This window comes from Pseudomonas sp. BNK-15 (genome assembly GCF_047456105.1).
Lineage (GTDB): Bacteria > Pseudomonadota > Gammaproteobacteria > Pseudomonadales > Pseudomonadaceae > Aquipseudomonas > Aquipseudomonas putida_E.
Genome location: NZ_CP179898.1, coordinates 4,805,269 through 4,828,207 on the forward strand (window position 1 = coordinate 4,805,269; position 22,939 = coordinate 4,828,207).

A 22,939-nucleotide genomic window follows, 5' to 3' on the forward strand; every position below is an offset into this window, starting at 1 on the left:
ATCTTTCGATCCTTTGAGCGTGCGTTGCGGGAGCCGGCTTGCCGAAACCCGCAACGCTTCTTTTAGCGTGTGGTTTGACCCTCCCGAAGCACCTTCAGCGCTTCATCGCGCCTGAGCAGTTCCTCTTCCAGAAACTGCAATTGCCTGCCCTGCTCTGCACAAAGCGCACGTTTGTCTTCCAGGCTTTGGCCCTGCGCCTGCAATTGCCTGCGCATTTCGTCACTGGCCCCCTGCGCTTGCGCCAGGATCGTGCGCAAGCCCTGGATCTGCGTATCACGCTGCTCCAGCAATTCGTCCAGCGCCTTGCGCTCGCTGCTGGCCTGGCGGTGCTCGCCAAGCAATCGTTCGTTGTCCCGATGCAGGCGCGTCAGTTCATCCTGCTTGACGATCATGCCTTGTTGAAGCTGGCGCAGTTCGAGCTGCAACTGTTGCACCTGTGCCTCATGGCGACGCAGGTCCTGCTCGCGCTGCTCGCGGCTGGCGCTTCGGTAATGTTCCAGAGCATCCCTTGCATGCTGATGTTTTTCTTCCAGCGAGCGCACCTGTTCGTCCTTGTCGGCCAAACGCAGCTGCAGTTCACCCAGCGACTGGTTCAGGCTGGCGCCACGCAATTGCTCGGCTTGCAGCGTGCTCTGGGTGGCACTGAGCCGCTCCGACTCGGCGGCCAGCGCTGCGGCCTGGATCTGTTGTTGCTGATGCGCTGCGGCCAACGCCTGCTGAGCCAGTTGCAGCTGGCTCTGGAGCTGCTCCTGTTGCTCTTTGAAGGTCGCTTCAATTTGCTCGATACGCGCATCGGCCTCTTCCTGAAGCTGCTCTGCCAGCTGCGCGACCAGCTTGGCCAGTGTATCGCTCAGTGCCGGCGCGCCTTGAAGCGCCGCAGGCTTTTGGCCTTCCAGCTCTTTCAGGTAACGATGAATGGTGGTTTTCGAGCCCGTATTGCCCAGTTCGATACGTACAGCATCGATGCTGGGGTACTCGCCCCGGGCTATCAGCACTTGCCTTGCCTGCTGCACTACCGCCTTGTTTATGCCGCCCCGGGCCATGATTGCTCCTACTATTTCGTATCATGGTACGTACCATGTATTTACGTATGAATTTTGTCTTTTTTAAGACGCTGACTCAAGGTATTTCTAAGGCGTAATAATCACGGCTTATCGCATGAGAGGGAGTGCGAAGCGGGTTTTAAGTGGGCTGGCGCTGAACTGGCAGTACGAAAGGTGCTGAAAAGTGATTCCTGAAGGTGCCTTGAAGTTGGATAGCGCTTGAGTCCACCATGGACAAAACGGCTATCTGCCAAATCAAGTACCCACGCCCGGCTCAAGATGAACATCGAAAACTACAAGGCAATCGCCGACAGCATCGCGCTGCTGCTCTTCCCCCACGCCGAAGTGATCGTCCACGAGGTACAAAGTCAGACGGTCGTGCACATCGCCAATAATTTTTCCAAACGCAAGATTGGCGATGACTCGGCACTGGACCTGGAGCTGGGCGATTTTCGCAACGCCGCCAAGCTCGGCCCTTACGAAAAGCTCAACTGGAACGGCCAAAAGATCCGCTCCATTACCACGGTGCTTTACAACCAGAACGGTGAAGCCGAACACCTGCTTTGCATCAACCTGAATTTCTCGGTACTGGAACAGGCACGCGAGGCGCTGGATGCGTTTTTCCAGATAAGCCGCCTGGTGCCGCAGCCCGATGCGCTGTTCAAGGATGACTGGCAGGAACGCATCAATACCTTCCTGCACGCCTGGCTCAAGGAGCGCAATTTGTCACTGCGTACGTTGAAGATGAAAGAAAAGCGCGCGCTGGTGGAGGCGCTGCATACCGAAGGGGCATTCGAGGGGCGCAGCGGGGCGGACTATGTCGCCAATGTGCTGAGCATGGGCCGAGCGACTGTTTACAAGTACCTCAAGGAACTGAGGGACCACCCCGCCTGAATGAATGGTCAGCGCTTGTCTCTTATGGATATTGAGTCTATTGTGGAACGCAAATCCACGAATGGACACTGCCACGATGCCTGCCGATGCCACGAACCTGTCTTCCCTCTACCAAGCTATCGCTGATGCACACCAGGCACTGCGCCCTGAGGTGAATGTCACCCCGCTCAATTTCAGCGTCGGGCTTTCGGCAATGACCGAATGCAGCGTGTATCTGAAATGCGAGCACCTGCAACACACAGGTTCGTTCAAATTCCGCGGTGCCAGTAACAAGCTTCGCCTGCTGCCAGCCGAGCAGCGCAAACTGGGCGTCATCACGGCCTCCTCCGGCAACCATGGGCAAGCGCTTGCGCTTGCTGGCAAGGTGATGGGAGTGCCAGTCACCGTTTACACCACCACTTCGGCGTCTGCCTACAAGCTGGGTGCAATTCGCGCGCTCGGCGCCGAAGTGGTAAGCCTCGACCTGGACCCTTTGGGTGTGGAACTGGAAGCGGCGCGTCAGGCTGCCCTCCAAGGCAAGCCTTTTGTATCGCCTTACAACGACCTTGAAGTGATCGCCGGCCAAGGCACCATCGGGATGGAGCTCTTTGAACAGGCACCGGACCTGGACGCAGTGTTCGTGGCGGTCGGCGGCGGCGGCATGATTTCGGGTATCGGCGCGGCACTGCGGGCTCTCAACCCGGGCATCGAGATCATTGGCTGCTGGCCGGCGAATGCCCCTACCCTGCAGCGCTCGCTCGAAGCCGGGGAAATCATCGACATGCAAGAGCAAGACACGATCTCCGACGGTACAGCCGGTGGGGTCGAGCCAGGCTGCATCACCTTCCCCCTTTGCCAGACGCTGCTGTCGCGCACCGTGCTGGTCAGCGAAGAAGAGATAAAGGCGGCGATGCGCGATGTCGCCAACCATGAGCGCTGGATCATCGAGGGTGCTGCCGGTGTGGCGGTGGCCGGCATGCAGAAGATGGCCAAGGCATACCGCGGCAAGCGCGTCGCGGTCGTCATTTGCGGTCGCAACATCGTGCTCGATAAATTCCTCGAGGCTGTTCAATGAAAGTGTTCAGCAAGCAACAGATCACCGCCCGGCTCGATATGGAGCTGGCGGTGCAATGCCTGGAGCAAGGTTTCATCGCGTTCTCCCAAGGCAAGGTCCAGGTGCCACCGGTACAGGCATTCGCTTTCCCCCAGGCCAACGGTGACTGCTGTATCAAGTCAGCGCATGTCGAGGGTAGCGCCACGTTCACGGTGAAGCTGTCGACCGGCTTTTACGACAATCCTTCAAAGGGGCTGCCAAGCAACGATGGCTTGATGCTGGTGGCCTCGGCCAGTACCGGGCAACCCCTTGCCTTGTTGCAGGATGAGGGCTGGCTGACCTGCATCCGCACTGCGCTGGCCGGGCGCATCGCCGCCCGCCTGCTGGCCCCTGCCACCGTGAAAGCGATTGGTATTCTGGGCACCGGCACCCAGGCGCGCATGCAGCTGGAGCAACTGGGTGCAGTCACCCCCTGCCGCAGCGTGGTGGTGTGGGGGCGCGGTGAAGCTGAACTGGCTGCCTACAAAGCCTTCGCCAACGGCCTGGGTTATGAGGCGCGGGTAACGCGTAACGCCGAAGAGGTTGCACGCGCCGCCAACCTGATCGTCTGCGCAACACCTTCACGTGAGCCGCTGTTGCAGCGTGAATGGCTGCAACCTGGCACCCATATCACCGCCGTTGGCGCCGATGCGCCGGGCAAGCAGGAGCTCGACCCCGCGCTGGTTGCACGGGCCGACCTTATCATCGTCGACTCCCTCTACCAGTGCAGCCAGTACGGCGAAGTCTCCCATGCGCTGAAGGCCGGCCTGATCAAGGAGCAGCAACTGGCCGAGCTTGGTGCCCTGCTTGAGGGCCGCGCCACCGGCCGTGAGCATGACGAACAGATCACGCTGGCCGACCTGACCGGGGTCGCCGTGCAGGACGCGCAGATCTCAAGCTGCGTGTTGGCGTCCCTCACCGCGGGTTGACGTACGTAGCCGAGCCCGGTCAATCATGGCTCCGTCACCTGGGCCTTCCTGGAGGCCGGCTTGAGCGAGGATTTCTACTCTTGCACCACGATGTAGAACTCCTCGCCGTGCTTGACTGCGCCATACAGCACCGCCTTTTCGATCAGCTCGCTGCCGCGCAGGTGGCGTAGCATCATAGGGTCCTTGCGCAGGTCACGGTACAGCGCCAGGCACAGCAGCACCATGATCACCACAAACGGCAAGGCCACGACGATGGTCAGGTTCTGCAGGCCTGTAAGCGCCTCCCCGGGGTTACCTGGGTCACCCAGCGCGAGCATGATGGCCGCGACGGTGCCGGTCAGTGCCCCCCAGAAAATCACTGTCGCACGGGACGGTTGCGTGGTGCCGTGCTCGGACAAGGTACCCATCACCAGCGATGCTGCATCGGCCCCAGAGACGAAGAAAATTGCCACCAGGATCATGACCAGCACCGAAGTGGCCCAAGCCCAGGGGTAGCTGTCGAGCAACTGATACAGGGCATGGTTGCTGTTCACTGCACCGTCGATGAGAGCGAAACTGCCTTCGCGCAGTGCATCGATGCCGGCGCCGCCGAAAACGCTGAACCACACCAGGCTGACCAGGCCTGGTACCAGCAACACGCCGCTGACGAACTGGCGGATGCTGCGCCCGCGGCTGATACGGGCGATGAACATGCCGACAAAGGGCGTCCAGGAAATCCACCAGGCCCAGTAGAACACGGTCCAGCCGGCCAGCCAGCTGTCCATCGCATCACCGCCACTGGCGCTGGTACGCGCCATCATCTCGGGCAGTAACTTGATGTAGACCCCGATCGATGTTGGCAACAGGTTGAGCATCAACAGCGTCGGCCCTACCAGGAAGACGAACAGCGCCAGTGCCAAGGCCAGCACCATGTTGGTATTGGACAGCCACTGAATACCCTTGCCGATGCCGGACACGGCCGAAGCGACGAAGGCAATGGTCAGCAAGGTGATGATGGCGATGTAGAACAGCTTGCCCGGGTGATCGATCCAGCCGTTGTATTCCAGCCCACCCGCAATCTGCAGGGCGCCGAGCCCCAGCGAAGCCGCTGAACCGAACAGGGTGGCGAAGATGGCCATCATGTCGATCACCCGCCCGACAGGGCCGTTGGCATGCTTGCCGATCAAGGGCCGGAACGCGGTGGAAATCAACTGCGAGCGGCCACGGCGGAACGTGCCATAAGCGATTGCCAGGCCGACGATGGCGTACATCGCCCAAGGGTGCAGCGACCAGTGGAACAGCGTGGTCGCCATCGCCACCTGCAGTGCCTCGTCAGATTGGCCAGCGGCAGTGCCGGGCGGTGGTGAAACGTAGTGTGACAGCGGTTCGGCGACGCCGAAGAACATCAGGCCGATGCCCATGCCCGCGCTGAACATCATGGCAACCCAGGAGACCGTGCGAAATTCCGGTGCTTCGCCGTCGCGCCCCAGCGGGATTCTGCCGTAGCGGCTGGCAGCCAGCCACAGCACGAAGATGACGAACACGGTAGAGGTCAGGACGAAAAACCAGCCGAAGTTGACGATGACCCAGGATTGCGCAGAGGTAGCGCTCGCGGCGAGGCTGGCTTGGTTGACAACACCCCAGGTGATGAAGGCGATTGCCAGCAGACTGGTGAAGCCGAACACCGCCCAGTCGAGCTTGCCTTCAAGGTGGCGGTCCTGCCTGGCCTCAGCAGTCTTGGACGGGTCGGTGACGCCGAGCGGCGGTGTTTCAACGTTCTCTTGCGTTGCCATCGATGGGCCCTTTTCAGTTTTTGCTGCAGGCTTTTGTTGTTGTAATTGCTAGCGATGCCTGCGCAATAACCGGGGCGGCCGCGCTGAAGGCCCCGTGATTATCCTGTGACCGAAACAGTAGCCCCTATTCCAGGACCGTCCTGGCACATCCTCTGAACGACCTGCCGGTCACATTGTGCCGGCTCCTATCGAACCAGCACAAAACCTGAATTGGCTCAGGCAGCCCCATCCAGCCCCATCTGCCAGAAGTCGGCCTCCAGCCGCGAAGCCTGGCCAAAAATTGCCGCCAGTTCCACGAACCGTTGCTCGGTCATGCTGCGCGCTGCCAGTTCATCAAGGTGCTTGCGTGCTGCGGATGCCACGCTCTGGTAACCCTCGCCGGCGTATTCGCCAATCCACTCACGGTAAGGGTGATCACTCAGGTCACCGATGTGCGCAGCCAGCGTGCGGCCGATTTCGGCGTAGCCGATCACGCAGGGGGCCAACGCCACATGCAGTTCGAGCAGGTCACCGGCGGCGCCGCAATCGAGCACGTAACGGGTGTAGGCGACTGTGGCCTGGTGCTCCGGCGCGGCCTCGATATCGGCCTGCGACAACCCCCAGCGGGCGCACAGGCGCAGGTGCAGTTCGGTTTCGTCGAGGATGGCAGCCAGGCCAGCCTGAGCCGCGCGGATGTCGGCCGGCAGCCTGCTTTTATAAGCGGCAAGCGCCCAGGCACGGGCGAACTGGATGAGGAACAGGTAGTCCTGCACCAGGTAAGTCCGGAACGCGTCTTCGCTCAAGGTGCCCTCACCCATCTGCCGAACGAAGTCGTGGTCCACATAGCTCGACCACTGGGGCGCGGTGGCGGCCTTCAGGCGCTGGAAGATATCCATGCTCAGGCCTCCTGGTCGTAGATGGCGTCGAAGAAGGCCAGCTCAAGCGCCACGGTGCGCTGGTAGAAGTCACTGGCCAGTGCCGGCTCCTGCGGGCCGACGCGGTCCAGTTCGGCCTGGAGGAAGGCGACGAAGTCCTGGAATGCCGCGTTGTCATGCAGGGTGATCCACTCGGCGTGGACGAAGTTGTCCGGCATTGGTTTTGGTGCCTTCAGCGCCCAATCCAGATACAGGCCTTCGGCAACGTTGAGCACTGCCAGCGCCGCCGCATAGGAACGGGTCGCTGCGGCTTCGCGCAGGATGGCCTTGAAGCCTGCGGTCGGCACGGTGTCCTTGGGTTCGGCGCGCTGCTGCGTGCTTACATCCAGCGCCTGGAAGGCACGCAGGAAATAGGTGTTTTCATCGCTACTGATCATCCCGGCAAAACGGCCGAAACGCAGGCGTGCCTCGAAGGTATCGGCAGTGGCGATGGCGGCGCCGAGCAAGGTCAGGAAGCTGTCGAGAAAACGGTGGTCCTGTACCAGGTAGCGGACCATGACCGGGTCCGCCACACTGCCGTTGCACAGTTCAGTGACGAAGCGGTGGCCGACTGCAGCCGACCAGGTCGCCTCGTTCTGGCGGCGCAAGGTTTGGGAAAAACGTTCGGTCATGATGCTGCACTCCATAGGGTGACAGCGAGGCCGTTACGGTGGGGCATGGAGCGGCCTCGCAGTGAGGCCGGCAAAAAGGCAGGTCGGCAGTCCCATCCCTTCGCCGGCATGATCCGGATCAGGTTCTAAGGGTCACCGCGCTGCAATGCCAGCGGTTTCTCAGCCCGTTGCCGGGCTCCCCTTGGTGGTGAGCAGGTATACCGCACCTTCAAGGGCATTGTCACGAGGCAAAACGCCTGGGCTGGAGGCCAACGCTCAACAGGGAAAATCATAGAGGCCAATAGCCACCAGTCATTAGCCTGTCATTTTACTGTCGTATTTTCGGGCTTCACCCAGGGTCGGGAATACCAGTCGTGATACGCCGTTTTCTCTCGTCAGCAGGCCTTCTGCGCCTTTTGATCCTGATGCTCTGCGCAGCCACCCTGACCTTTCTCTGGGGGTTGCACTTCAGCCAGAAGACCGCCGCACGCCAGGATGCGCTGACGGCCAAGGCAGCCGAGCACCAGAACCTCGCCAACATTGTCGCTGAAAGCCTGCGCCAACTGGTCGATCGTGCCCAGGCCGTAGGCCGTGTCACCCAGGACGACATGAAAATGATGCGCCAAGGCAGCCTGAGCCTGGCCCGGGTGCTGGCCGAAGACCCGGTATTCAAACGGATGAGCCTGTATGACAGCCACGGTCAATTGTTGTCGGCGAGCCATACCGATGAAGCTCCCCACCTGCCGGAAGAGTGGTTGCAGCAGCTGAAGCTGCACGTCGCGCATTACGGCTTCAAACCCTTCCTGCCACGCGTCGAACCGGGCTTCACCCCGCCCGCCATGCCGAGCTGGCGCCTGCCCTTCCTCTTGCCGCTGCCCAATGTACCAGGCCGAGAAATCGACAACATTCTGGTAGTGCAGCTCGACATTGGCTATCTCGCCGTGCTGTTCCAGCACATCGACCTGGGCGATACCGGGCTGATGCGCCTGCAGCAGGACGATGGCCAGGAACGCTTGCGTATCGATACCAGCGGTGTGGTCGTGGCCGGCGACGATTTCGAACCCGGCCTGCCAGCACCGGGCAGCGAGACGGGCCGGCTGGTGCAATTTGCCGCAGGCCACTCGTATCAGAGCCTTTACCGCCGTATCGACGAGCGCGGTTTCAGCATCATCGTCAGCCAGCGCATCGACGAAATCCTCGCGGCCTCTGCCCTGGCGTATTCGCGCCAGTTCTGGCTGAACCTGAGCATGACCCTGATGATCCTTGCCAGCCTGGCCTGGACCTTGCGCCTGCTGCGCAAGCGCCAGGAAGCCTTCAGTGCCCTTGAGCACGCACAACAGGTCAACCAGCAACTGATCGGGCGCCTGGAAGACGAACACCGGCGTAGCAGCCATGCAGCCGCCACCGACCATCTCAGCGGGTTGCATAACCGCCGCCAGTTCGTCGAAATAGCAGGCCTTGCACTGACCCACCAACGTGGCAAGCGCCGGCTGATGGCGATCCTGTTCATCGACATGGACCGTTTCAAGTCGATCAACGATTCGCTCGGCCACAAGATCGGCGACTTGCTGCTGCAGGCCGTGGCCGGGCGCATCCAGCGCCTGCTTGAGCCTGGTGATGAGGCCTCGCGCTTCGGGGGAGACGAATTCGTGGTGCTGCTGGCCGGTGAGCGCAGCGAGGAGCAGATCAATGTTTGGGTACGCGAACTGGTGCTGAAACTGTCGGCTACCTACGCCCTCGATGGCCAGGAAGTCAATACCAGCCCCAGCGTGGGCGTCAGCATCTGCCCGCGCGACGGTCAGGACATCGACAGCCTGATCCGCTGTGCCGATGCGGCCATGTATTCGGCCAAGCAGGCCGGGCGCGCCCAGTACCGCTTCTTCGACCCATCGTTGAACCTCTCCGACATCCAGGCCTTTGCCCTGGAACAGGCTTTTGGCTGCGCCTTGACCGAGCGCCAGTTCGTGCTGCACTACCAGCCGCAGATTCGCCTGGATACCCAGCGCGTGCTGGGGTACGAAGCCTTGGTACGCTGGGAGCACCCGGAATTCGGCCTGCTCTACCCGGACCGTTTCATAGACCTGGCCGAGCGCAGTGGCTTCATCATCGAACTGGGCTGGGAAGTATTGCGCCTGGCCTGCGAAGAACTGGCGCGCTGGGATGCTCACGGTCGCGATAACCGCCTTGCGGTGAATGTGTCGGCATTGCAGTTGCGCCAAGCCGATTTCAGTACCCGCCTGCTGGCCAAGCTGCAGCTCTACGGCATCGCCCCGCAACAATTGGAGCTGGAGATAACCGAGACCACCATTCTCGACCCTGAAGGAACGGCTGTCGGTCACCTGCACCGTTTGCGCGCAGCAGGTCTGGGCATCAGCCTTGACGATTTTGGCCGCGGCTACGCCGGCTTCGCTCACCTGCAATCACTGCCACTGAGCAAGCTCAAGATAGACCGCTCGCTGATCGCACCGTTGTCCAACAGCTACGACGACAGCCCGTTCGTCTCATCAACCATCATTCTGGCCAAGCGCTTGGGCCTGGAGGTTGTCGCAGAAGGCGTAGAAACCCGCGAACAGGTGGTGTGCCTGAAACTCGCCGGCTGCGATATCGCCCAGGGCTACCACTTCAGCCGACCGTTGTCGCCGGCCCAACTGCGCGACTACCCACCCTTCAACAACAGGGAGGAAAAGCCATGCGCGCTCTGACGGCCCTCGCCGGCCTGTTGTTTGCCCAGTTGCTGGCAACCAGCGTGCTGGCCGACTGTACGCCCCACAGCTTGCGCCTGGCCGTCATTCCGATCAAAAGCAGCGAAGACATGATGCGCGAGCATCAAGTGTTGCTGCAACGACTGAGCCACGCAGCGGGGGTGCCGGTGGAACTGGTGATCGCCGCGTCCTACGAAAGCGTGGTCGATGCCATCGTTTCCGGCGGTGCCGACATCGCCCGCCTCGGCCCTGCGTCCTATTTGCTTGCCCAACGCCGCGACCCACGTATAGAACCCTTTGCCACCTTCACCTTGAGTGGCGGGCCTTACACCGCTGCAGGCAGCCATTACCAGGCACTGCTGCTGACCCGCGCCGGCAGCCTTGAGGGGATCGAGCCTTTGCGGGGCAAGCGCGTGGCCCTCAGCGACCCGGCCAGCACCTCAGGCAGCCTGGTGCCCAGCGTCGAATTTGCAGGCCAGGTGGGGGCGCCATTGCAACAGTTCTTTGGCTCGCTGGTGTATGCCGGTACTCATGACAAAGCGCTGGACGCGTTGCTGCAGGGCCGTGTCGATGCCGCGTTCGTTGCAAGCGAGCGGGCCGATGCCTACCTGGCCCGGCATGGGTTGGCACCAGACAGGCTCACGGTGCAGTGGCGGTCGCAGCCGATCTACTACGACCCATACGTGTTCAGTGCCCGCCTGTGCCCGGCCCTGAAAAGCCGAATCCGCAAGGCGATGCTCGATGACCCCGAAGCCCTGGCGGCCTTCGTTACCGCCCAGGGTGCCAGTGGGCTGGTGCCGGTGAGCCAGGCCCAGTACGCGCCGCTGCGCCAGATGATGGATGCCGCGATACCGCGCTGAGTCAGAGGACAGATCAGTCATTAGGGTTTATTGTGTCGGCAACACACGCTGACACCCCCTCACATGACCGACATCGAGCGCTACGTCCGCGCCGCCACCCGTGACAACACCCGGCGCAGTTATCAGGCTGCCATCGAGCATTTCGAAGCCCACTGGGGCGGGTTTCTCCCGGCCACTGCCGACAGCATTGCCCGCTACCTGGCCGATCACGCCGGGCAGCATGCGGTCAGCACCCTGCGCCAGCGCCTTGCGGCCCTCAGCCAATGGCACATCAGCCAAGGTTTTCCCGACCCGACCAAGGCACCGCTGGTACGCCAGGTACTGCGCGGTATCCGCACCTTGCACCCGACGCCGCCGAAACAGGCCGCACCGCTGCTGTTGCAGCACCTGCAGACGGCTGTCGAGCGTTTTGAAGAAGAGGCCAGGCTGGCCCGCGAGCAGCATGACCTGCCAGCACTGCGCCGCGCCCGGCGTGACACTGCACTGTTGCTGCTGGGCTTCTGGCGTGGGTTTCGCGGTGACGAACTGGCGCGCCTGCGCGTGGAGCACATCAAGGCCGAAGCCGGCGTGGGTATCAGCCTGTTCCTGCCGCGCAGCAAAGGTGACCGTGAAGCGCTCGGCGTGCAGCACCGCACCCCGGCACTCAAGGCGCTGTGCCCGGTCGCAGCCTACCTGCAGTGGCTCGAAGTGGCGGGCATTGCCCACGGCCCGGTGTTTCGCAAGCTCGACCGCTGGGGCAACCTGAGCGACACAGCGCTCAACAGCAACAGCCTGGTCGGCCTGTTGCGGCGCATGCTCGAACGGGCCGGCGTGCCGTCGGCGCTGTACACCGGCCACTCCCTGCGCCGCGGTTTTGCCACCTGGGCCACGGCCAACGGCTGGGAGTTGAAGTCGCTGATGAGTTACGTGGGCTGGAAGGATGCCAAATCGGCGTTGCGCTATATCGACTCGGCTCAGCGTTTTGGCGAACTGGCCGTATTACCGGCCAGCCAGGGGCAAGTGCTCATTCCTTGAACGCATAGCGGGGAATGCCGCCCACTTCCGGGCGAATCGCATACAGGTCGCCAGCGTCCGGGTAGTGGCGCAGTTCAGTCGGCGACATGCCGACCCGTGCCGTGGTGATGTACAGCGTACTCATACCATCGCCACCGAAACAGCAACTGGTCGGGCGCGGCACCGGCATCACCACCTGTTCGGTCAAATGGCCGTCGCGGTCATAGCGCAGCAGGCAGCTGCCATTGAACTGACACACCCATAACCCGCCTTCACGATCCAGCGCGATACCGTCAGGGCGCCCCAGTTCGGCAGGCGTCTCGGCGAACAGGCTGACCTGCTCCAGGCGCCCTTCGGGCAGATACTCGGCGCGGTAGATCGAGCGTGCAGCGGAGTCGACGAAGAACACGGTCTGGCCATCGGCCGACCAGGCAATGCCATTGGGCAGCGCCATGCCGTCATGGATCACCACATCGTGCAGTTCGCCGTCGAAACGCAGCAGCGCACCGGTCTTGCCACTTGGCCCCTCATCCATCAGCCCGGTGACGAAGCGCCCCTGCGGGTCGCAGGTACCGTCGTTGAAGCGGTAACTCGGGCGGTGATGCACCGGCGCCGAGTACTGGCGCACCTTGCAAGACGACATATCCAGAATGGCAACGCTGGCATCTTCGGTGAAGATCAGGTTGCCCTGGTCGGTCAGTGCCAAGGCACCGATACGTGCAGCGGATTCATAGAGGTTCTCGACCTCGCCATCCGGGAGCAACCGGTGAATCCGCCCGCCGGTGATATCGACGAAATACAACGCGCCCGTGCGCGCATCCCACACAGGGCTTTCACCCAGGTCGGCACGGGTGTTGGCGACCTTGGTCGGCACGTAGTGACATTCCTTGATGAGGCTCCAGCGTTCGGCCACTTCGCCCAGGCTGGAAGCCTCTACCCGCGCCAGGTCACGCGGGTAGCTCACCCCGCTGTTCTCGCTGAAACGCGTGGCGGTGAACTGGCCATTGCTGGCACGCAGGATGTACCCGGTATCCCGGCAAAGCGGGCTGGCCAGGTACAGAACGCCCGGTGTCACCCATTGCGGCTTGAGCTCTTCCGGCGGCTGGGTCACGCCCCACATCCGGGTTTTGGCCACCGGCGAGACCGCATTGACCAGGATGCCGTGTTCCTGCCCTTCCATGCTCAAGGCGTTCATGATGCCCACCTGGGCCATCTTGCCCGCCGAGTAGGCGACCAGGCCTGGCTGGGCATAGCGTTGATACATGGCGCGGTCCGAGGTGGTGAGGACTATGCGTGGTGCCTCGGCTTGCTTGAGGTGCTTCCAGGCATGCTTGGCGAGCCACACCGGGGCGTGCACGCTGATGCCCAGTGCGCGATCGAGAAACGCCTGTTCCTGTGTCTCGATGCCTTGGTAATCGACCCAACCGGCGTTGTGGATGAGAATATCCAGCGCGCCGAAATGCGCGATGGCCAGCTCCACCAGTTCGCGGCATTCTTCTTCGTTTTCCAGGTGGCCGACATGAGCGACCACATCGAAACCCTGGCCCCGCAGGGTTTCGAGTGCGACGCTGACCGCCGCCGGGTTCTGACCTTCGCCCGAGCGGTCAGTGCCCAGGTCGCTGATGACTACCCGCGCTCCCCGCGCGGCCAGCGCCATGGCGTAATCCAGGCCCAGGCCCTGGGCGGCACCGGTGACGATGGCGACTTTATCTTTGAATGGGTCTGTGCTTGGCATTGTAGAGCCCTTCCGATTCTCCTTTTTTACGATAACAATAAAAAAATCAATGACTTAATATTAAAAGCATGCAACTTTGATATCTGCTGGATATCACCTGAGACCCGCCACCTTCCGATGCACCCCGACCGGCAATGTCAAGCCCGGATGAGCCGTTTACAGCAGAGGCTTTGTCGCCGCGATGCCACGCACTATCATGGCCGCCTTGCAGGGTCGGCCGCCGGAGAACGCTTTCCCGGCCCCCGTTCGACTCGATGAAGGAACGTAGAATGATCGAGACACGTTTGCTCAGGCAGTTCATTGCCGTGGCCGAGGAGCTGCACTTTCACAAGGCAGCCATCCGCCTGCACATGGCACAGCCGCCCCTGAGCCAGGCGATCAACCGACTCGAAGAGAAGCTGGGCTTCAGCCTGTTCCTGCGCAACAAGCGCGGGGTCAAGCTCACTGCCGCAGGCATGGCCTTCCTGGAAACCGCCTACCGTACCCTCAAGGAGCTGGAACAAGGCATCGAATACGCCCGCAATGTGTCCGAGGGCATCTGCGGCAAGCTGACCATCACCGCCATTTCCATCGCTTACTACGAGTCGCTGCTCAATACCCTGAAGAAATTCCGCGAAATCTACCCGAACGTGCGGCTGACCATCCGCGAAATGCCTTCGGCCTCCCAGGCCAAGGCATTGATGGCCGGTGAAGCGGACATCGGTTTCATGCGCAAGCTGCCGATGCCCCCAGACACCATCGAATCGAGATTGCTGCTCAACGAGCAGATCGTCATGGCGCTGCCCGCCAGCCACGCCAAGGTGCACCAACCTGTGGTCGACCTGCGGGATTTTGCCGAAGAGGACTTCGTCTTCACCCCGCAAGCGCTTGGCAGCGGTTACCACAGCCAGTTGATTGCGCTGTGCGAATCGGCAGGCTTCTACCCCAAGGTGGTGCAGGAAGCGGCGCAGATCCATACCCTGATCGGGCTGGTGGCCTGCGGTTTCGGCGTTGCCCTGGTGCCTGAATCGATTGCCTACTCGACGCTGCGCGAGCGCGTGCAGTTTCGCCCTCTGCGGCCGATCAAGGACCAGCCCACGCCGACCATGGGGCTGTACATGAACTGGAACATACAGAACGCCTCCCCAGCCCTGGGCAGTTTCATATCCATGCTCGACCTGGGGGCGCCACGGCGGTTTGTCGATACCATCCAGCAACCGTTGATTCTGGATGGCAGCGACAAGCACGAACTACACCGCTAGGCGGTATTCGCGCAGCCAGGCATCCAGTGCCAGAGCGGTCTCCAGGTTGTTACGGCGCAGCTGTGAATTGAAATACCCTTCAGGCTGGCGCAGCTCAGCGCCCAGCCGCACACGGTCGATCACCTGGAACACCGGGCTGCCCGCCTGCTCCACCAGGTGCCGGGCCCGCTCACGCAGGAACCGTTCATAGGCAAGGTTCGCCGAAGTCGGATAAGGGCTCTTGCGTCGCTGCAGTACGGCCGCTGGCAGGATATCGGCGCAGGCCTGCTTGAGCAGCCACTTTTCCACACCATCCTTGCCCTTGATCGACCACGGCACGTTGTACACGTACTCGACCAGCTCATGGTCGGTGAACGGCACGCGCACTTCCAGGCTGGCGGCCATGCTCAGGCGGTCCTTGCGGTCGAGCAGAATCGGCAGCCAGCGCTGCAGGTGCATGTGGCAGATTTCACGCATGCGCCGCTCTTGCGGGCTGTCGCCCGGCAAGTGCTCGACGCTGTCCAGCGCCTGGTGATAGCAACCGTCCTGGTAACTGGCAAAGTCGCACAGCCTGTTAAAGTCCGGGTTGATCAGCTCGGGCTGCAGCAACTGCATGCGCGAAAGCCACGGGAAACGCTGCGCCGCCAGCGCCTGCGGGTCGCGGAACCAGGCGTAGCCGCCAAACACTTCATCGGCTGCCTCGCCGGAAATGGCCACTGTTGAATGGCGGCCGATGGCCTTGAACAGCAAGTACAACGAGGTGTCCACATCGCCGAAGGTGGCCGCCGAATCGTTGGCCCGGTACACCGCGCTGCGCGCAGGGTCGGCCACCAGTTCGCCGTTGTCGATGAGGATGGTCTGGTGGTGGCTGCCAATGTGTTCGGCAGCTGCCAGCGCGTAGGGCTGATCGCGTTCTGGGCGGAAGGTATCGCTCTGGAACTGCTCGGCCTGGCCGACGAAATCCACCGAGAACGAATTGACCCTGCCCCCCTGCTCCGCCGTCAGGCGCTGTTGCGCCATGGCCGTGAGGATGGTCGAGTCCAGCCCGCCGGAGAGCAGCGAACAGACCGGCACATCGGCATGCAACTGCTCGCCCAGCGCTTTGCCGAGTAGCGCTCGGGTGCGCGCCACGGTGCCGGGCAGGTCATCTTGGTGCTCGCGCCGCTGCAACTGCCAGTAGCGGCTGAGTTTGGGGCGCCCGTTTGGGCGCCAGGACAAGCGATGCCCCGGCGGCAGTTCGCTGACCCCGCGCAAGGCCGTGCGCGCCGTGCCGCGAGAAAGGCTCAGCGCGTCCACCAGCCCGACCACATCCAGCGCACTGGCGAACTCCGGGTGCGCCAGGATTGCCTTGATTTCCGAGCCGAACAGCAGCCCCTGCTGGTGGTGGGCGTAGTACAGCGGCTTGACCCCCAGCCGGTCACGCACCAGCAGGAAGTGGCCGTCGCGTCCGTCGAACACAGCGAAGGCGAACATGCCGCTGAGGTGCTCACAGCACTGTTCACCCCATTCCAGGTAAGCGTGCAGCACCACCTCGGTGTCGCTGCGGGTATGGAACTGGTGGCCCGCCTTGCGCAGGCGCTCACGTAGAGCGTCGTGGTTGTAGACCTCGCCGGTGTAGATCAGCGCGACTTCCTCGCCACTGGCGCAGCGGTAGGTCATCGGCTGTACGCCACCGCTGAGGTCGATGATCGCCAGCCGCCGGTGGCCCAGCAGGGCATTGCGATGCTGCCAGCTGCCACTGGCATCCGGCCCGCGCAGTGCCAGCGTATCGGTCATGGCGCCGATAACCTCGCCAGCTTGGGTCAGGTTGCGGGTGTAGTCCACCCAGCCTGTGATTCCGCACATGCTGTGCTCCTTACACCTGAAGACGACGGGTTGGAAGCAGACCGGTCAGGGCCTGCAGGCGCTTGGCGATATCCAGCAACTGCCGCTCGCTGTCACGCCGGCCCATGATCTGCACGGCCAGTGGCGCCTTGCCGTCGGCACTCAGGCAAATCGGCACGGTAATGGCCGGCAGGCCGCTGAAACTGGCCAGCGGGGTGAAGCTGATCTTCTGCTCATAGCCGTCGTCTGCGGGCGAAGGGATGGTCGAGTCCCCTGGCTGCGGGTTGCGCCGGTCGAATGGCCGGTTGGGGTCCATGGGGAATACCACGAAATCCACTTGGGCGTTGTCGAACCAGGCGTCGATACCCGAACGGATCTTGTCCATGCGCTGGTGGATGCGCCGGTAGTCAGCGTCGCTAACGCCCTCACCCACTTTCAGGGCGCTGAGTGTCGACCAATGCAGCTCGCAGTCGAAGCGCCGGGCCCAGGCAGCCGAGGCCAGCCACGCATCCCGTGCGCACAGCTGCCAGGCGTCGCCACGGCAGGCCCACAGGTCCGGCATGGCAACCTCAGCGGGCGCCATGCCCAGGTCTGCCAGTGCGCTGCGTGCCTGGCCCAGCATGTCGAGCATGGCCGCACTGGTCAGCGCCGGGTCCAGCGCGTGCTCCAGCATGGCGACCCGATAGCGCTCTTTGAGTGGCTGTTGCTGGCCGAGCAGTGGCTCCAGGCCCAGCAACGGGAACAGCAGGTCGAGGTCATCGGCGCTGCGGGCGACCCAGCCCAGTGCGTCCATGCGCGGTGACAGCGGAAACACCCCGGCCAGGCTCTCGGCCTTCTGGGTCATGCGCAGGCCGACCATGCCGCAGTGCGAGGCCGGCCAGCGCACCGAGCCGAGTACATCGGTGCCCAACGAGATATCGCAGAGCCCTGCCGCCACCGACACCGCCGAACCGGTACTGGAACCAGACGGATCGATGCTCGGGAAGCGCGGGTTACGGCACCCGGCGCCAAAGGCAATGTTCAGCTCGGTAGTGGCGACCTTGCAGGTCAGGGCGATGCGCGGGTCGAGGAAGGTCAGCGCCTCGGCGCTGCGCTGGGGGTAGTGGCGGTAGCTGCGCAAGCCCAGGCGGGTCGGCAAGCCTTGCACGTCGACAGTGTCCTTCACCCCCAGGCGGTACCACGGTGCCTCGACCTCACGGGTGCTGGTCAGGCAGCGGTAGTGGCTGTCGGCATGCACGGACCATTGTGCGTACTGCGCTGCCCAGTCTGCGGCCATGGCGGGGTTGCGCTGCAGTATTTCATGGCGTTTGCGCAGGCTCAGACCGAGGTATTCGGGCTGCTCGCGGCCGTGGGTGGCGTCGGCGCCGCAGTTGCTGAGGTAGTGGGCGATGGCATCTTGGGTGTCAACGTGGTTCATGGGGTGTATTCCTTGACAGAAGTGGAAGCCGCCCACGGCAGAGGCTTGCCGGTGGCGGACAAAGGCAGCTCGGTGACACGGCGTACCGCAACCGGCCATGGATGGCCCGGCGATAGTTGGCGCAATGCCTCCAGCACCGCGTGTTCGGTGAGGGTGTCGCAGCTGTACAACACCTCGAACGCTTCGACGCGCAGCGCATCGGCCACAGCAACGCAGGCCAGCGCCGGGCAATCCAGGCGCTGAGCAAGGTCACTGGCCAGACGGGCCAGGTCGACGCGCAGCCCATTGACCTTGATCAGGCTGCTGGCCCTGCCCAGCCACTGGAAGCGCCGTGCGTCCAGCGCCAGTACCTGGTCATCGCAGCAATGCGTGGTTGCGGCGTGTGCCTGGCACGGCTGGCGGGCGATGCGCGGGCTGGCCACGTTCAGCGCACAGGGCTGGCCCGGGGGGCTGAGCAGTGTCACATCGCTCAGCAGCGTCCAGGGCTGCTCTGCATCACTGTGCGCATCCAGCTCGCGGTAAGCCATGGCGCCGGTTTCGGTGGAACCGAGCAGTTCGACGAAACGCACCTGTGGCCCGGCATGGCGCTGCACCGTGGCCAGAGCCCCCGGCGGCAGCAACGAGGCGCTGTGCACCACCAGTACCGCACGCTGGGCGCTCAGCCGGGCCAGCAGCGCCGGCAGCACGCGCCAGGTACTGGCAATGGCGAGAATCACGCACGGCCCGTCGCCATCGAGCGCTGGCAGGCGCTGCTGCTCCAGCGAACAAGGGTGCAGCTGCGCGTTCAAAACCCGCGCACCGACCTGGCCAAGGATCATGCCGTAGCTGTGGCTGACTGGCGCAAACGAGAATATCTCCCGTGCATCGGGCGCCCAACGGCCGAGAATCAGCGTTGCCTCGCGCTCCATCTGCACCTGGCTGCGCAGCCATTGCCGGGGCGCACCGGTTGAGCCGGAGGTGGTAAACAGATGCTCGGCGCTCACTCGGTGGCCTGCAGGGTCAGTTGGTCTTCCAGTTTTTGCCCGACGAATTGCTCCATCTTTTCCAGGGTTTCGAACCAGAAGCGCACATCATCGCTGAGGTAGTCCACTTCGATGGCGAAGCAGCCTTCGATGGCGGTGATCACTTCCACAGCCATGAGGCTGTCGAAGCGTTCGCCGAGAAAGTCACGAAAACTGTCGCGTTTATCGATGGCGTCGACGTGCTCGCCAAGCAGCTGGCCGAGGGTGTGGCGGATACGCTGTTCAATGCTGAGGTCGTTCACGAGCCGGTCTTTCCTTGTTGATGGGCAGCGTTGGTCAATTCCGCTCCGGCACTGAAGAACACGTGCTCGGGCAGGATCGGGTCGAAGTGCAGGTAGATGAAGGCATTCGGGTAATGCGTGCGCAGGCAGCCGTGCAGGCCTTCAGCCAGCGCCTGGTGAGCCTGCCGGTCGCGGGCCTGTGACAGGGTGATGCGCACATGGAACTGCGCCGGTGCACCGTCGCGGTCGGCAACGGGCATCGGCATGCCGGCGCTGAACACACTGGCCTCAGGTAACGGGTTGAAGAACACCATGCAATGGGCGGTGTCTGCGCCCAGTTGCTTGAGCTGGCGGGTAAAGGCCAGCGCCAGGCGCTTGCGCTCCAGCGCTTGCAGCGGTGCACAGCAAACAGTGAGGGTGGGCATGGCGGCTCCTTACGACAGCTGCAAGCTGGGCAGTTGCTGGCGCTGGCCTTGGGCAAAGGCGTCAAGCAGGCGGCCCAGGCAGGTGGACAGCGCATCGACCCCTTGCAGAAACAAAGGCGACCAGGCATGGCCGGCAGCGCCGCGCACCTTGTCGAGGAAAAAGCGCAGGTGGGCAAGGTCCACCGGCAGGCCCAGGTCGGCAGCCAGTGCCACGGCCTGGTAGGTGCTGAGCAGGTCGGGAATGCGCTGCCCCTGGTTGGCGAAGCCGCCCTGGCGCACTTTGTGCGCAGCCAGTAACCGGGCGGCAGCGTCAGTGACGTCGTTGCCGATATGGGCCAGGCAGGCCAGTGCCTGCAAACCGGCGCGCAGTGACACTTCGCCACGGGGGAACGATGCGTAGCCATGGGCTTGCCGGCAGCTGAGGACGTAGCGTTCGATGGCCGCGAGGTCTACGCCGCTGTCATCGCCCAATTGCCGCAAGATCGACACGGCCGATGCGGTGGACACCATGTCCGAGCCGCGCCCCTCCCAGAAACCGAAGCCGCCGTCAGGGTTCTGCAGCGAGGCCAGCCAGCGGCCGATCGCCTGGCGGGGCCCTGGCTGGCCAGCGAAGGCGCCCGCTGCAAGGCCCCAATTGGTGCAACGCACCTCGGCACCACGGCCGGGCATGTACATGATCCCTGGCTCGTTGGGCATTTGGCAGCCTTCGATCCAGCGCAGGGCCGCACCGCGCTGCTGCGGCGCCAGGCATTCGCCCAGCACCGCGGCCGCAGTAGTCAGCACGTCGGCGGCGGTATCTGCCCGGCGATAGGAATAGCCGCCTTGGGGCATCGATAACGTGGTGATGAACGCAGCCACGCCGTCGGCCAGATGCGCCACCGGCTCTCCCAGTGCCTTGAGCGAACCCACTGCGCAGAACGCCGCCCAGACGTCCTCACCGTCATAACCGGCCCAGCGCACGAAGGCGCCGGTCGGACCGCGCAAGGCATCGATCCATTCAGCGCAGCGCTGACGGCCCTGCGGTTGCGCCTGCAATGCAGCAAGGCTGGCCGTGGCGCGATAGGTCGCCCACAGGCACGGCACAGCCGCCGCTTCGCTGAAGCGGAAACCACCGCAATCCATCTGCTGTGCCTGTAGCCAGCCGATCAGGCGTGGCAGGTTCCACTGCGGCGCCGGCAAGCCCTGGCGAGCCAGCGCTCGCGCAGCCATCACGCCATAGAAGCAGGCACGGGTGTCGGCCAGGTTGCGTCGGGCGAAATCAGCCGACCAGCTCAGGCCACCATTGGCACACTGCAACCCCTCGAGCCAGGCATACAACGGCCCGGTGTCCCGCACCTGGCCCTGGCACACTTCGATCAAGGTGCGCAGCGCATAGTGGCTGGCCCACACGTCCGCCGTCTGGCCCGGGCACATGGCATAAGCGTCGCCATCGAACAGCGTAGCGATCCAGGCCGCTGTTTCGTCGCACTGTTCAACGGCAACGCCGAGGTCGTGCAGGGTTTCGGTGCAATAGAAAGTGGCCCAGGCATCGGAGGGCATCCCCTTGCTCCAGGCAAACCCGCCATCGCGGTTGCGCCGAGACAGGATGTAGGCCTGTAATACCGGTACATCAACCTGCTCAAGGCGCCCAACCCAGGCCAGGCTGCGTATGGCCGCATAGGTGCACCACAAGTCCGGTTGGCCGTTGCCCAGGCCCTGCCCCAGAGGGAATCGTGGCGGCGTCATTGCTGGCCACCGACAAAGCGCAGGTTGGTCTTCTTCCAGCTCTTTTGCGACCCGCCACTCTTGTTCAGCGCCGACAGGTTGTTGACGAACAGTACGCGGCTCCAGCGCAGCCCCATGTGCTGCTCGCAGCGCTCCAGCAACTGCGCTTGCAGGCGCGCTTCCTGGCTGCTGTCCCAGACGACGTCTCGCTCGAGGATAAGCGCGGCGCTGTCAGCCTGGCGGTCCACTTCGATGACATAACCTGTGGCATCGCAACTGCCGTAGACCACCTCCTCGACCGCGCGGATCTCAAGGCCTACGCCAGCCACGCGGACGCTATCGCTGTCACGCCCGTTTATCAGCAAGGCCGGGCTGACCTGGCCTGGCTGCCAAGGCGAGGTGATGGTCACGCTGTCACCGGTGTCCAGACGCAACAGCGGGCGTGCATACAGGTTGAGCGGTGTAACGACGAGGCGGCCCGTGAGGCCCTCGGCCGGGGTGACCAGCTTGCCGTCGGGTAACAGCAGTTCGAAATAGTTGGTGGCAGTGGCCAGGCGCATCTGCAGGTCTTGGCCCACTGCGGCCAGCGTGCCGGTTTCGGTACTGCCGTAGCTGGCATCGAAAACATCGCATTGCCACCAGCGCGCCAGGCGTTCGCGCAACGGCTGGGTGTTGACCTCGCCAAGCAGCATGATCGAGCGCACCGACTTGGCGAAGGCGTGCAGCAATTCGCGCTGTTTCAGGTAGCGGGTCAGTTGCACCAGCACACCGGGGGCAATGAACAGGACCGTAGGCCGATACGTGTCGAAGGTGTTGCACACCCGCTCCCAGTCGGTAATACCGGTGGTGAAGGGATAGAGGCGCACGTGGGAAACGTCCAGGTACTCGCAGACATTGGCGATCAGGTCACCTACCGGCACGATGTCCGATGGCATCAGGTTGGCCACCCGCGAACCCGGGCGCAGCACTGCCCGCCAATAGCTGGCGACACTGACGGCATTCCAGATGATGTCTTCTTTCAAACGCGGGGTCGGGGTCGGCTCGCCAGTCGTGCCGGTGGTGGCGTAATACTTGGCCGCCTCGCCCAGTTCCACCGTGCAGAACTCGAGCGGCTGGCCTTTGAGCAATGCCTTGGCGGTTACAGGCAACTGCTGGAAGGCCGGGAAACTGTAAGGACCTATGTTTGCGTAATGGGCGCTGTGTTGTGCTCGCGTCCAAATTGCTTGCAACTTGCGTTCATAAAATGCGGCGTCGGGGACATGCCCCGCCTGCAGCTGAAGCTCGCGTTCCGCGGCCTTCAGCACGCCGTAATCCTGGTCGCTGTGAACTAACATCGACTCGCCCTCTCGAATAAACAGCGCAGAGAATTGGCGAGCGTCCGGCTCAAGTAAAATACTTATTTGAAACCGCCGGTGATAGTCACGAGGTATTATTCAGCAACTTCAGCGGGTAAAACCTGATCAGCAAGTGCGATTTTTCCGAGCGCTATTCATTCCTCGCGCCGTGGATCCGGTGGGATATCAGACAAAGATGTTTTGGGTATTTCCGGGGCATGCCACGGGCTGTTTTCAGCAACCTTGAGATCGAGCGCCGCACACGCGG

At 63.0% G+C, this 22,939-nt stretch carries 19 protein-coding genes, 1 pseudogene and 1 riboswitch; of the genes and pseudogenes, 7 read left to right on the plus strand and 13 right to left on the minus strand.

Annotated elements, in window-relative coordinates:
• Positions 1-62: 62 nt before the first annotated feature.
• Positions 63-1,043: a DNA-binding protein gene (locus tag ACMGF5_RS22055; protein WP_046786186.1), complete on the minus strand. Its 981-nt coding sequence runs from the start codon at positions 1,041-1,043 to the stop codon at positions 63-65.
• Positions 1,044-1,322: 279 nt separating this feature from the next.
• Here ACMGF5_RS22055 and ACMGF5_RS22060 point away from each other — a divergent pair, with 279 nt between their 5' ends.
• The 3 genes from ACMGF5_RS22060 (at position 1,323) to ACMGF5_RS22070 (ending at position 3,938) form a co-directional block, all read left to right on the plus strand.
• Entirely contained in the window at positions 1,323-1,937 is a 615-nt protein-coding gene (locus tag ACMGF5_RS22060) for a transcriptional regulator (RefSeq protein ID WP_046786185.1), read from the plus strand.
• Between the two features lie 76 nt (positions 1,938-2,013).
• Positions 2,014-2,991, plus strand: a complete 978-nt coding sequence (locus ACMGF5_RS22065; RefSeq protein ID WP_119689046.1) for a threonine/serine dehydratase — start codon at positions 2,014-2,016, stop codon at positions 2,989-2,991.
• The gene (locus ACMGF5_RS22070) at positions 2,988-3,938 is read left to right on the plus strand and encodes an ornithine cyclodeaminase family protein (RefSeq protein WP_414157212.1); all 951 of its coding nucleotides are present in this window, start codon (positions 2,988-2,990) and stop codon (positions 3,936-3,938) included. Before ACMGF5_RS22065 ends, ACMGF5_RS22070 begins: the two co-directional genes overlap by 4 nt.
• Before the next feature lie 74 nt (positions 3,939-4,012).
• Here the strand turns inward: ACMGF5_RS22070 and ACMGF5_RS22075 are convergent, their stop codons facing one another.
• From ACMGF5_RS22075 to ACMGF5_RS22085, 3 genes are all read right to left on the minus strand, one after another.
• A complete protein-coding gene (locus ACMGF5_RS22075) occupies positions 4,013-5,710 on the minus strand; it encodes a BCCT family transporter (RefSeq protein ID WP_414157213.1) in 1,698 nt (565 codons plus the stop codon).
• Positions 5,711-5,925: 215 nt separating this feature from the next.
• Positions 5,926-6,585 carry a thiaminase II gene (gene tenA, locus ACMGF5_RS22080; RefSeq protein WP_404601597.1) on the minus strand — a complete coding sequence of 220 codons (660 nt, stop codon included), beginning with the start codon at positions 6,583-6,585 and terminating at the stop codon, positions 5,926-5,928.
• A gap of 2 nt (positions 6,586-6,587) precedes the next feature.
• On the minus strand, positions 6,588-7,235 hold the full coding sequence (locus ACMGF5_RS22085) for a TenA family protein (protein WP_119687041.1): 648 nt from the start codon (positions 7,233-7,235) through the stop codon (positions 6,588-6,590).
• 78 nt (positions 7,236-7,313) lie between these two features.
• Positions 7,314-7,427, minus strand: a riboswitch (TPP riboswitch).
• Between the two features lie 161 nt (positions 7,428-7,588).
• On the opposite strand from ACMGF5_RS22085, the gene ACMGF5_RS22090 reads away from it, so the two are divergent.
• From ACMGF5_RS22090 to ACMGF5_RS22100, 3 genes are all read left to right on the plus strand, one after another.
• Positions 7,589-9,916 (plus strand): EAL domain-containing protein, encoded by a 2,328-nt coding sequence (locus ACMGF5_RS22090; RefSeq protein ID WP_414157214.1) that lies wholly within the window; start codon positions 7,589-7,591, stop codon positions 9,914-9,916.
• Positions 9,904-10,776, plus strand: a complete 873-nt coding sequence (locus ACMGF5_RS22095) for a phosphate/phosphite/phosphonate ABC transporter substrate-binding protein (RefSeq protein ID WP_204917991.1) — start codon at positions 9,904-9,906, stop codon at positions 10,774-10,776. The genes ACMGF5_RS22090 and ACMGF5_RS22095 overlap by 13 nt, the downstream gene beginning before the upstream one ends.
• A gap of 63 nt (positions 10,777-10,839) precedes the next feature.
• Complete coding sequence (locus ACMGF5_RS22100) at positions 10,840-11,790, plus strand: site-specific integrase (protein WP_414157215.1); 951 nt, start codon at positions 10,840-10,842, stop codon at positions 11,788-11,790.
• Here ACMGF5_RS22100 and ACMGF5_RS22105 read toward each other — a convergent pair.
• Together ACMGF5_RS22105 and ACMGF5_RS22110 are read right to left on the minus strand one after the other, a co-directional pair.
• Positions 11,780-12,889: an SMP-30/gluconolactonase/LRE family protein gene (locus ACMGF5_RS22105; protein WP_371316877.1), complete on the minus strand. Its 1,110-nt coding sequence runs from the start codon at positions 12,887-12,889 to the stop codon at positions 11,780-11,782. The genes ACMGF5_RS22100 and ACMGF5_RS22105 overlap by 11 nt on opposite strands.
• Positions 12,884-13,504: pseudogene (locus tag ACMGF5_RS22110) on the minus strand (SDR family NAD(P)-dependent oxidoreductase); the annotation flags it as partial. The gene ACMGF5_RS22105 and the pseudogene ACMGF5_RS22110, both read right to left, overlap by 6 nt.
• A 269-nt stretch (positions 13,505-13,773) precedes the next feature.
• On the opposite strand from ACMGF5_RS22110, the gene ACMGF5_RS22115 reads away from it, so the two are divergent.
• Positions 13,774-14,745 (plus strand): LysR family transcriptional regulator, encoded by a 972-nt coding sequence (locus tag ACMGF5_RS22115; protein ID WP_046786177.1) that lies wholly within the window; start codon positions 13,774-13,776, stop codon positions 14,743-14,745.
• Here ACMGF5_RS22115 and asnB read toward each other — a convergent pair.
• The 7 genes from asnB to ACMGF5_RS22150 are packed head-to-tail and all read right to left on the minus strand — an operon-like array spanning position 14,734 to position 22,671.
• On the minus strand, positions 14,734-16,569 hold the full coding sequence (gene asnB, locus ACMGF5_RS22120; protein WP_414157216.1) for an asparagine synthase (glutamine-hydrolyzing): 1,836 nt from the start codon (positions 16,567-16,569) through the stop codon (positions 14,734-14,736). The two genes, ACMGF5_RS22115 and asnB, sit on opposite strands and share 12 nt — an antisense overlap.
• A 10-nt stretch (positions 16,570-16,579) precedes the next feature.
• On the minus strand, positions 16,580-17,965 hold the full coding sequence (locus ACMGF5_RS22125; protein WP_414157217.1) for an amidase family protein: 1,386 nt from the start codon (positions 17,963-17,965) through the stop codon (positions 16,580-16,582).
• Positions 17,962-18,948, minus strand: coding sequence for an acyl-CoA synthetase (locus ACMGF5_RS22130; protein ID WP_414157218.1), 987 nt, complete (start codon positions 18,946-18,948; stop codon positions 17,962-17,964). The genes ACMGF5_RS22125 and ACMGF5_RS22130 overlap by 4 nt, the downstream gene beginning before the upstream one ends.
• Entirely contained in the window at positions 18,945-19,229 is a 285-nt protein-coding gene (locus tag ACMGF5_RS22135) for an acyl carrier protein (protein WP_039601236.1), read from the minus strand. Before ACMGF5_RS22135 ends, ACMGF5_RS22130 begins: the two co-directional genes overlap by 4 nt.
• Complete coding sequence (locus ACMGF5_RS22140; RefSeq protein ID WP_046786173.1) at positions 19,226-19,633, minus strand: hypothetical protein; 408 nt, start codon at positions 19,631-19,633, stop codon at positions 19,226-19,228. The genes ACMGF5_RS22135 and ACMGF5_RS22140 overlap by 4 nt, the downstream gene beginning before the upstream one ends.
• 9 nt (positions 19,634-19,642) lie before the next feature.
• Entirely contained in the window at positions 19,643-21,358 is a 1,716-nt protein-coding gene (locus ACMGF5_RS22145) for a prenyltransferase/squalene oxidase repeat-containing protein (protein ID WP_414157219.1), read from the minus strand.
• The gene (locus ACMGF5_RS22150) at positions 21,355-22,671 is read right to left on the minus strand and encodes a phenylacetate--CoA ligase family protein (RefSeq protein WP_414157220.1); all 1,317 of its coding nucleotides are present in this window, start codon (positions 22,669-22,671) and stop codon (positions 21,355-21,357) included. The genes ACMGF5_RS22145 and ACMGF5_RS22150 overlap by 4 nt, the downstream gene beginning before the upstream one ends.
• Positions 22,672-22,939: the final 268 nt, after the last annotated feature.

Excerpts from the sequence above, each read along its gene's own strand:
- ACMGF5_RS22055 (WP_046786186.1), bottom strand. The coding sequence starts at position 1,043 with ATGGCCCGGGGCGGCATAAACAAGGCGGTAGTGCAGCAGGCAAGGCAA.
- ACMGF5_RS22060 (WP_046786185.1), top strand. The coding sequence starts at position 1,323 with ATGAACATCGAAAACTACAAGGCAATCGCCGACAGCATCGCGCTGCTG.
- ACMGF5_RS22065 (WP_119689046.1), top strand. The coding sequence starts at position 2,014 with ATGCCTGCCGATGCCACGAACCTGTCTTCCCTCTACCAAGCTATCGCT.
- ACMGF5_RS22070 (WP_414157212.1), top strand. The coding sequence starts at position 2,988 with ATGAAAGTGTTCAGCAAGCAACAGATCACCGCCCGGCTCGATATGGAG.
- ACMGF5_RS22075 (WP_414157213.1), bottom strand. The coding sequence starts at position 5,710 with ATGGCAACGCAAGAGAACGTTGAAACACCGCCGCTCGGCGTCACCGAC.
- tenA (WP_404601597.1), bottom strand. The coding sequence starts at position 6,585 with ATGGATATCTTCCAGCGCCTGAAGGCCGCCACCGCGCCCCAGTGGTCG.
- ACMGF5_RS22085 (WP_119687041.1), bottom strand. The coding sequence starts at position 7,235 with ATGACCGAACGTTTTTCCCAAACCTTGCGCCGCCAGAACGAGGCGACC.
- ACMGF5_RS22095 (WP_204917991.1), top strand. The coding sequence starts at position 9,904 with ATGCGCGCTCTGACGGCCCTCGCCGGCCTGTTGTTTGCCCAGTTGCTG.
- ACMGF5_RS22100 (WP_414157215.1), top strand. The coding sequence starts at position 10,840 with ATGACCGACATCGAGCGCTACGTCCGCGCCGCCACCCGTGACAACACC.
- ACMGF5_RS22105 (WP_371316877.1), bottom strand. The coding sequence starts at position 12,889 with ATGTGGGGCGTGACCCAGCCGCCGGAAGAGCTCAAGCCGCAATGGGTG.
- ACMGF5_RS22115 (WP_046786177.1), top strand. The coding sequence starts at position 13,774 with ATGATCGAGACACGTTTGCTCAGGCAGTTCATTGCCGTGGCCGAGGAG.
- asnB (WP_414157216.1), bottom strand. The coding sequence starts at position 16,569 with ATGTGCGGAATCACAGGCTGGGTGGACTACACCCGCAACCTGACCCAA.
- ACMGF5_RS22125 (WP_414157217.1), bottom strand. The coding sequence starts at position 17,965 with ATGAACCACGTTGACACCCAAGATGCCATCGCCCACTACCTCAGCAAC.
- ACMGF5_RS22140 (WP_046786173.1), bottom strand. The coding sequence starts at position 19,633 with ATGCCCACCCTCACTGTTTGCTGTGCACCGCTGCAAGCGCTGGAGCGC.
- ACMGF5_RS22145 (WP_414157219.1), bottom strand. The coding sequence starts at position 21,358 with ATGACGCCGCCACGATTCCCTCTGGGGCAGGGCCTGGGCAACGGCCAA.
- ACMGF5_RS22150 (WP_414157220.1), bottom strand. The coding sequence starts at position 22,671 with ATGTTAGTTCACAGCGACCAGGATTACGGCGTGCTGAAGGCCGCGGAA.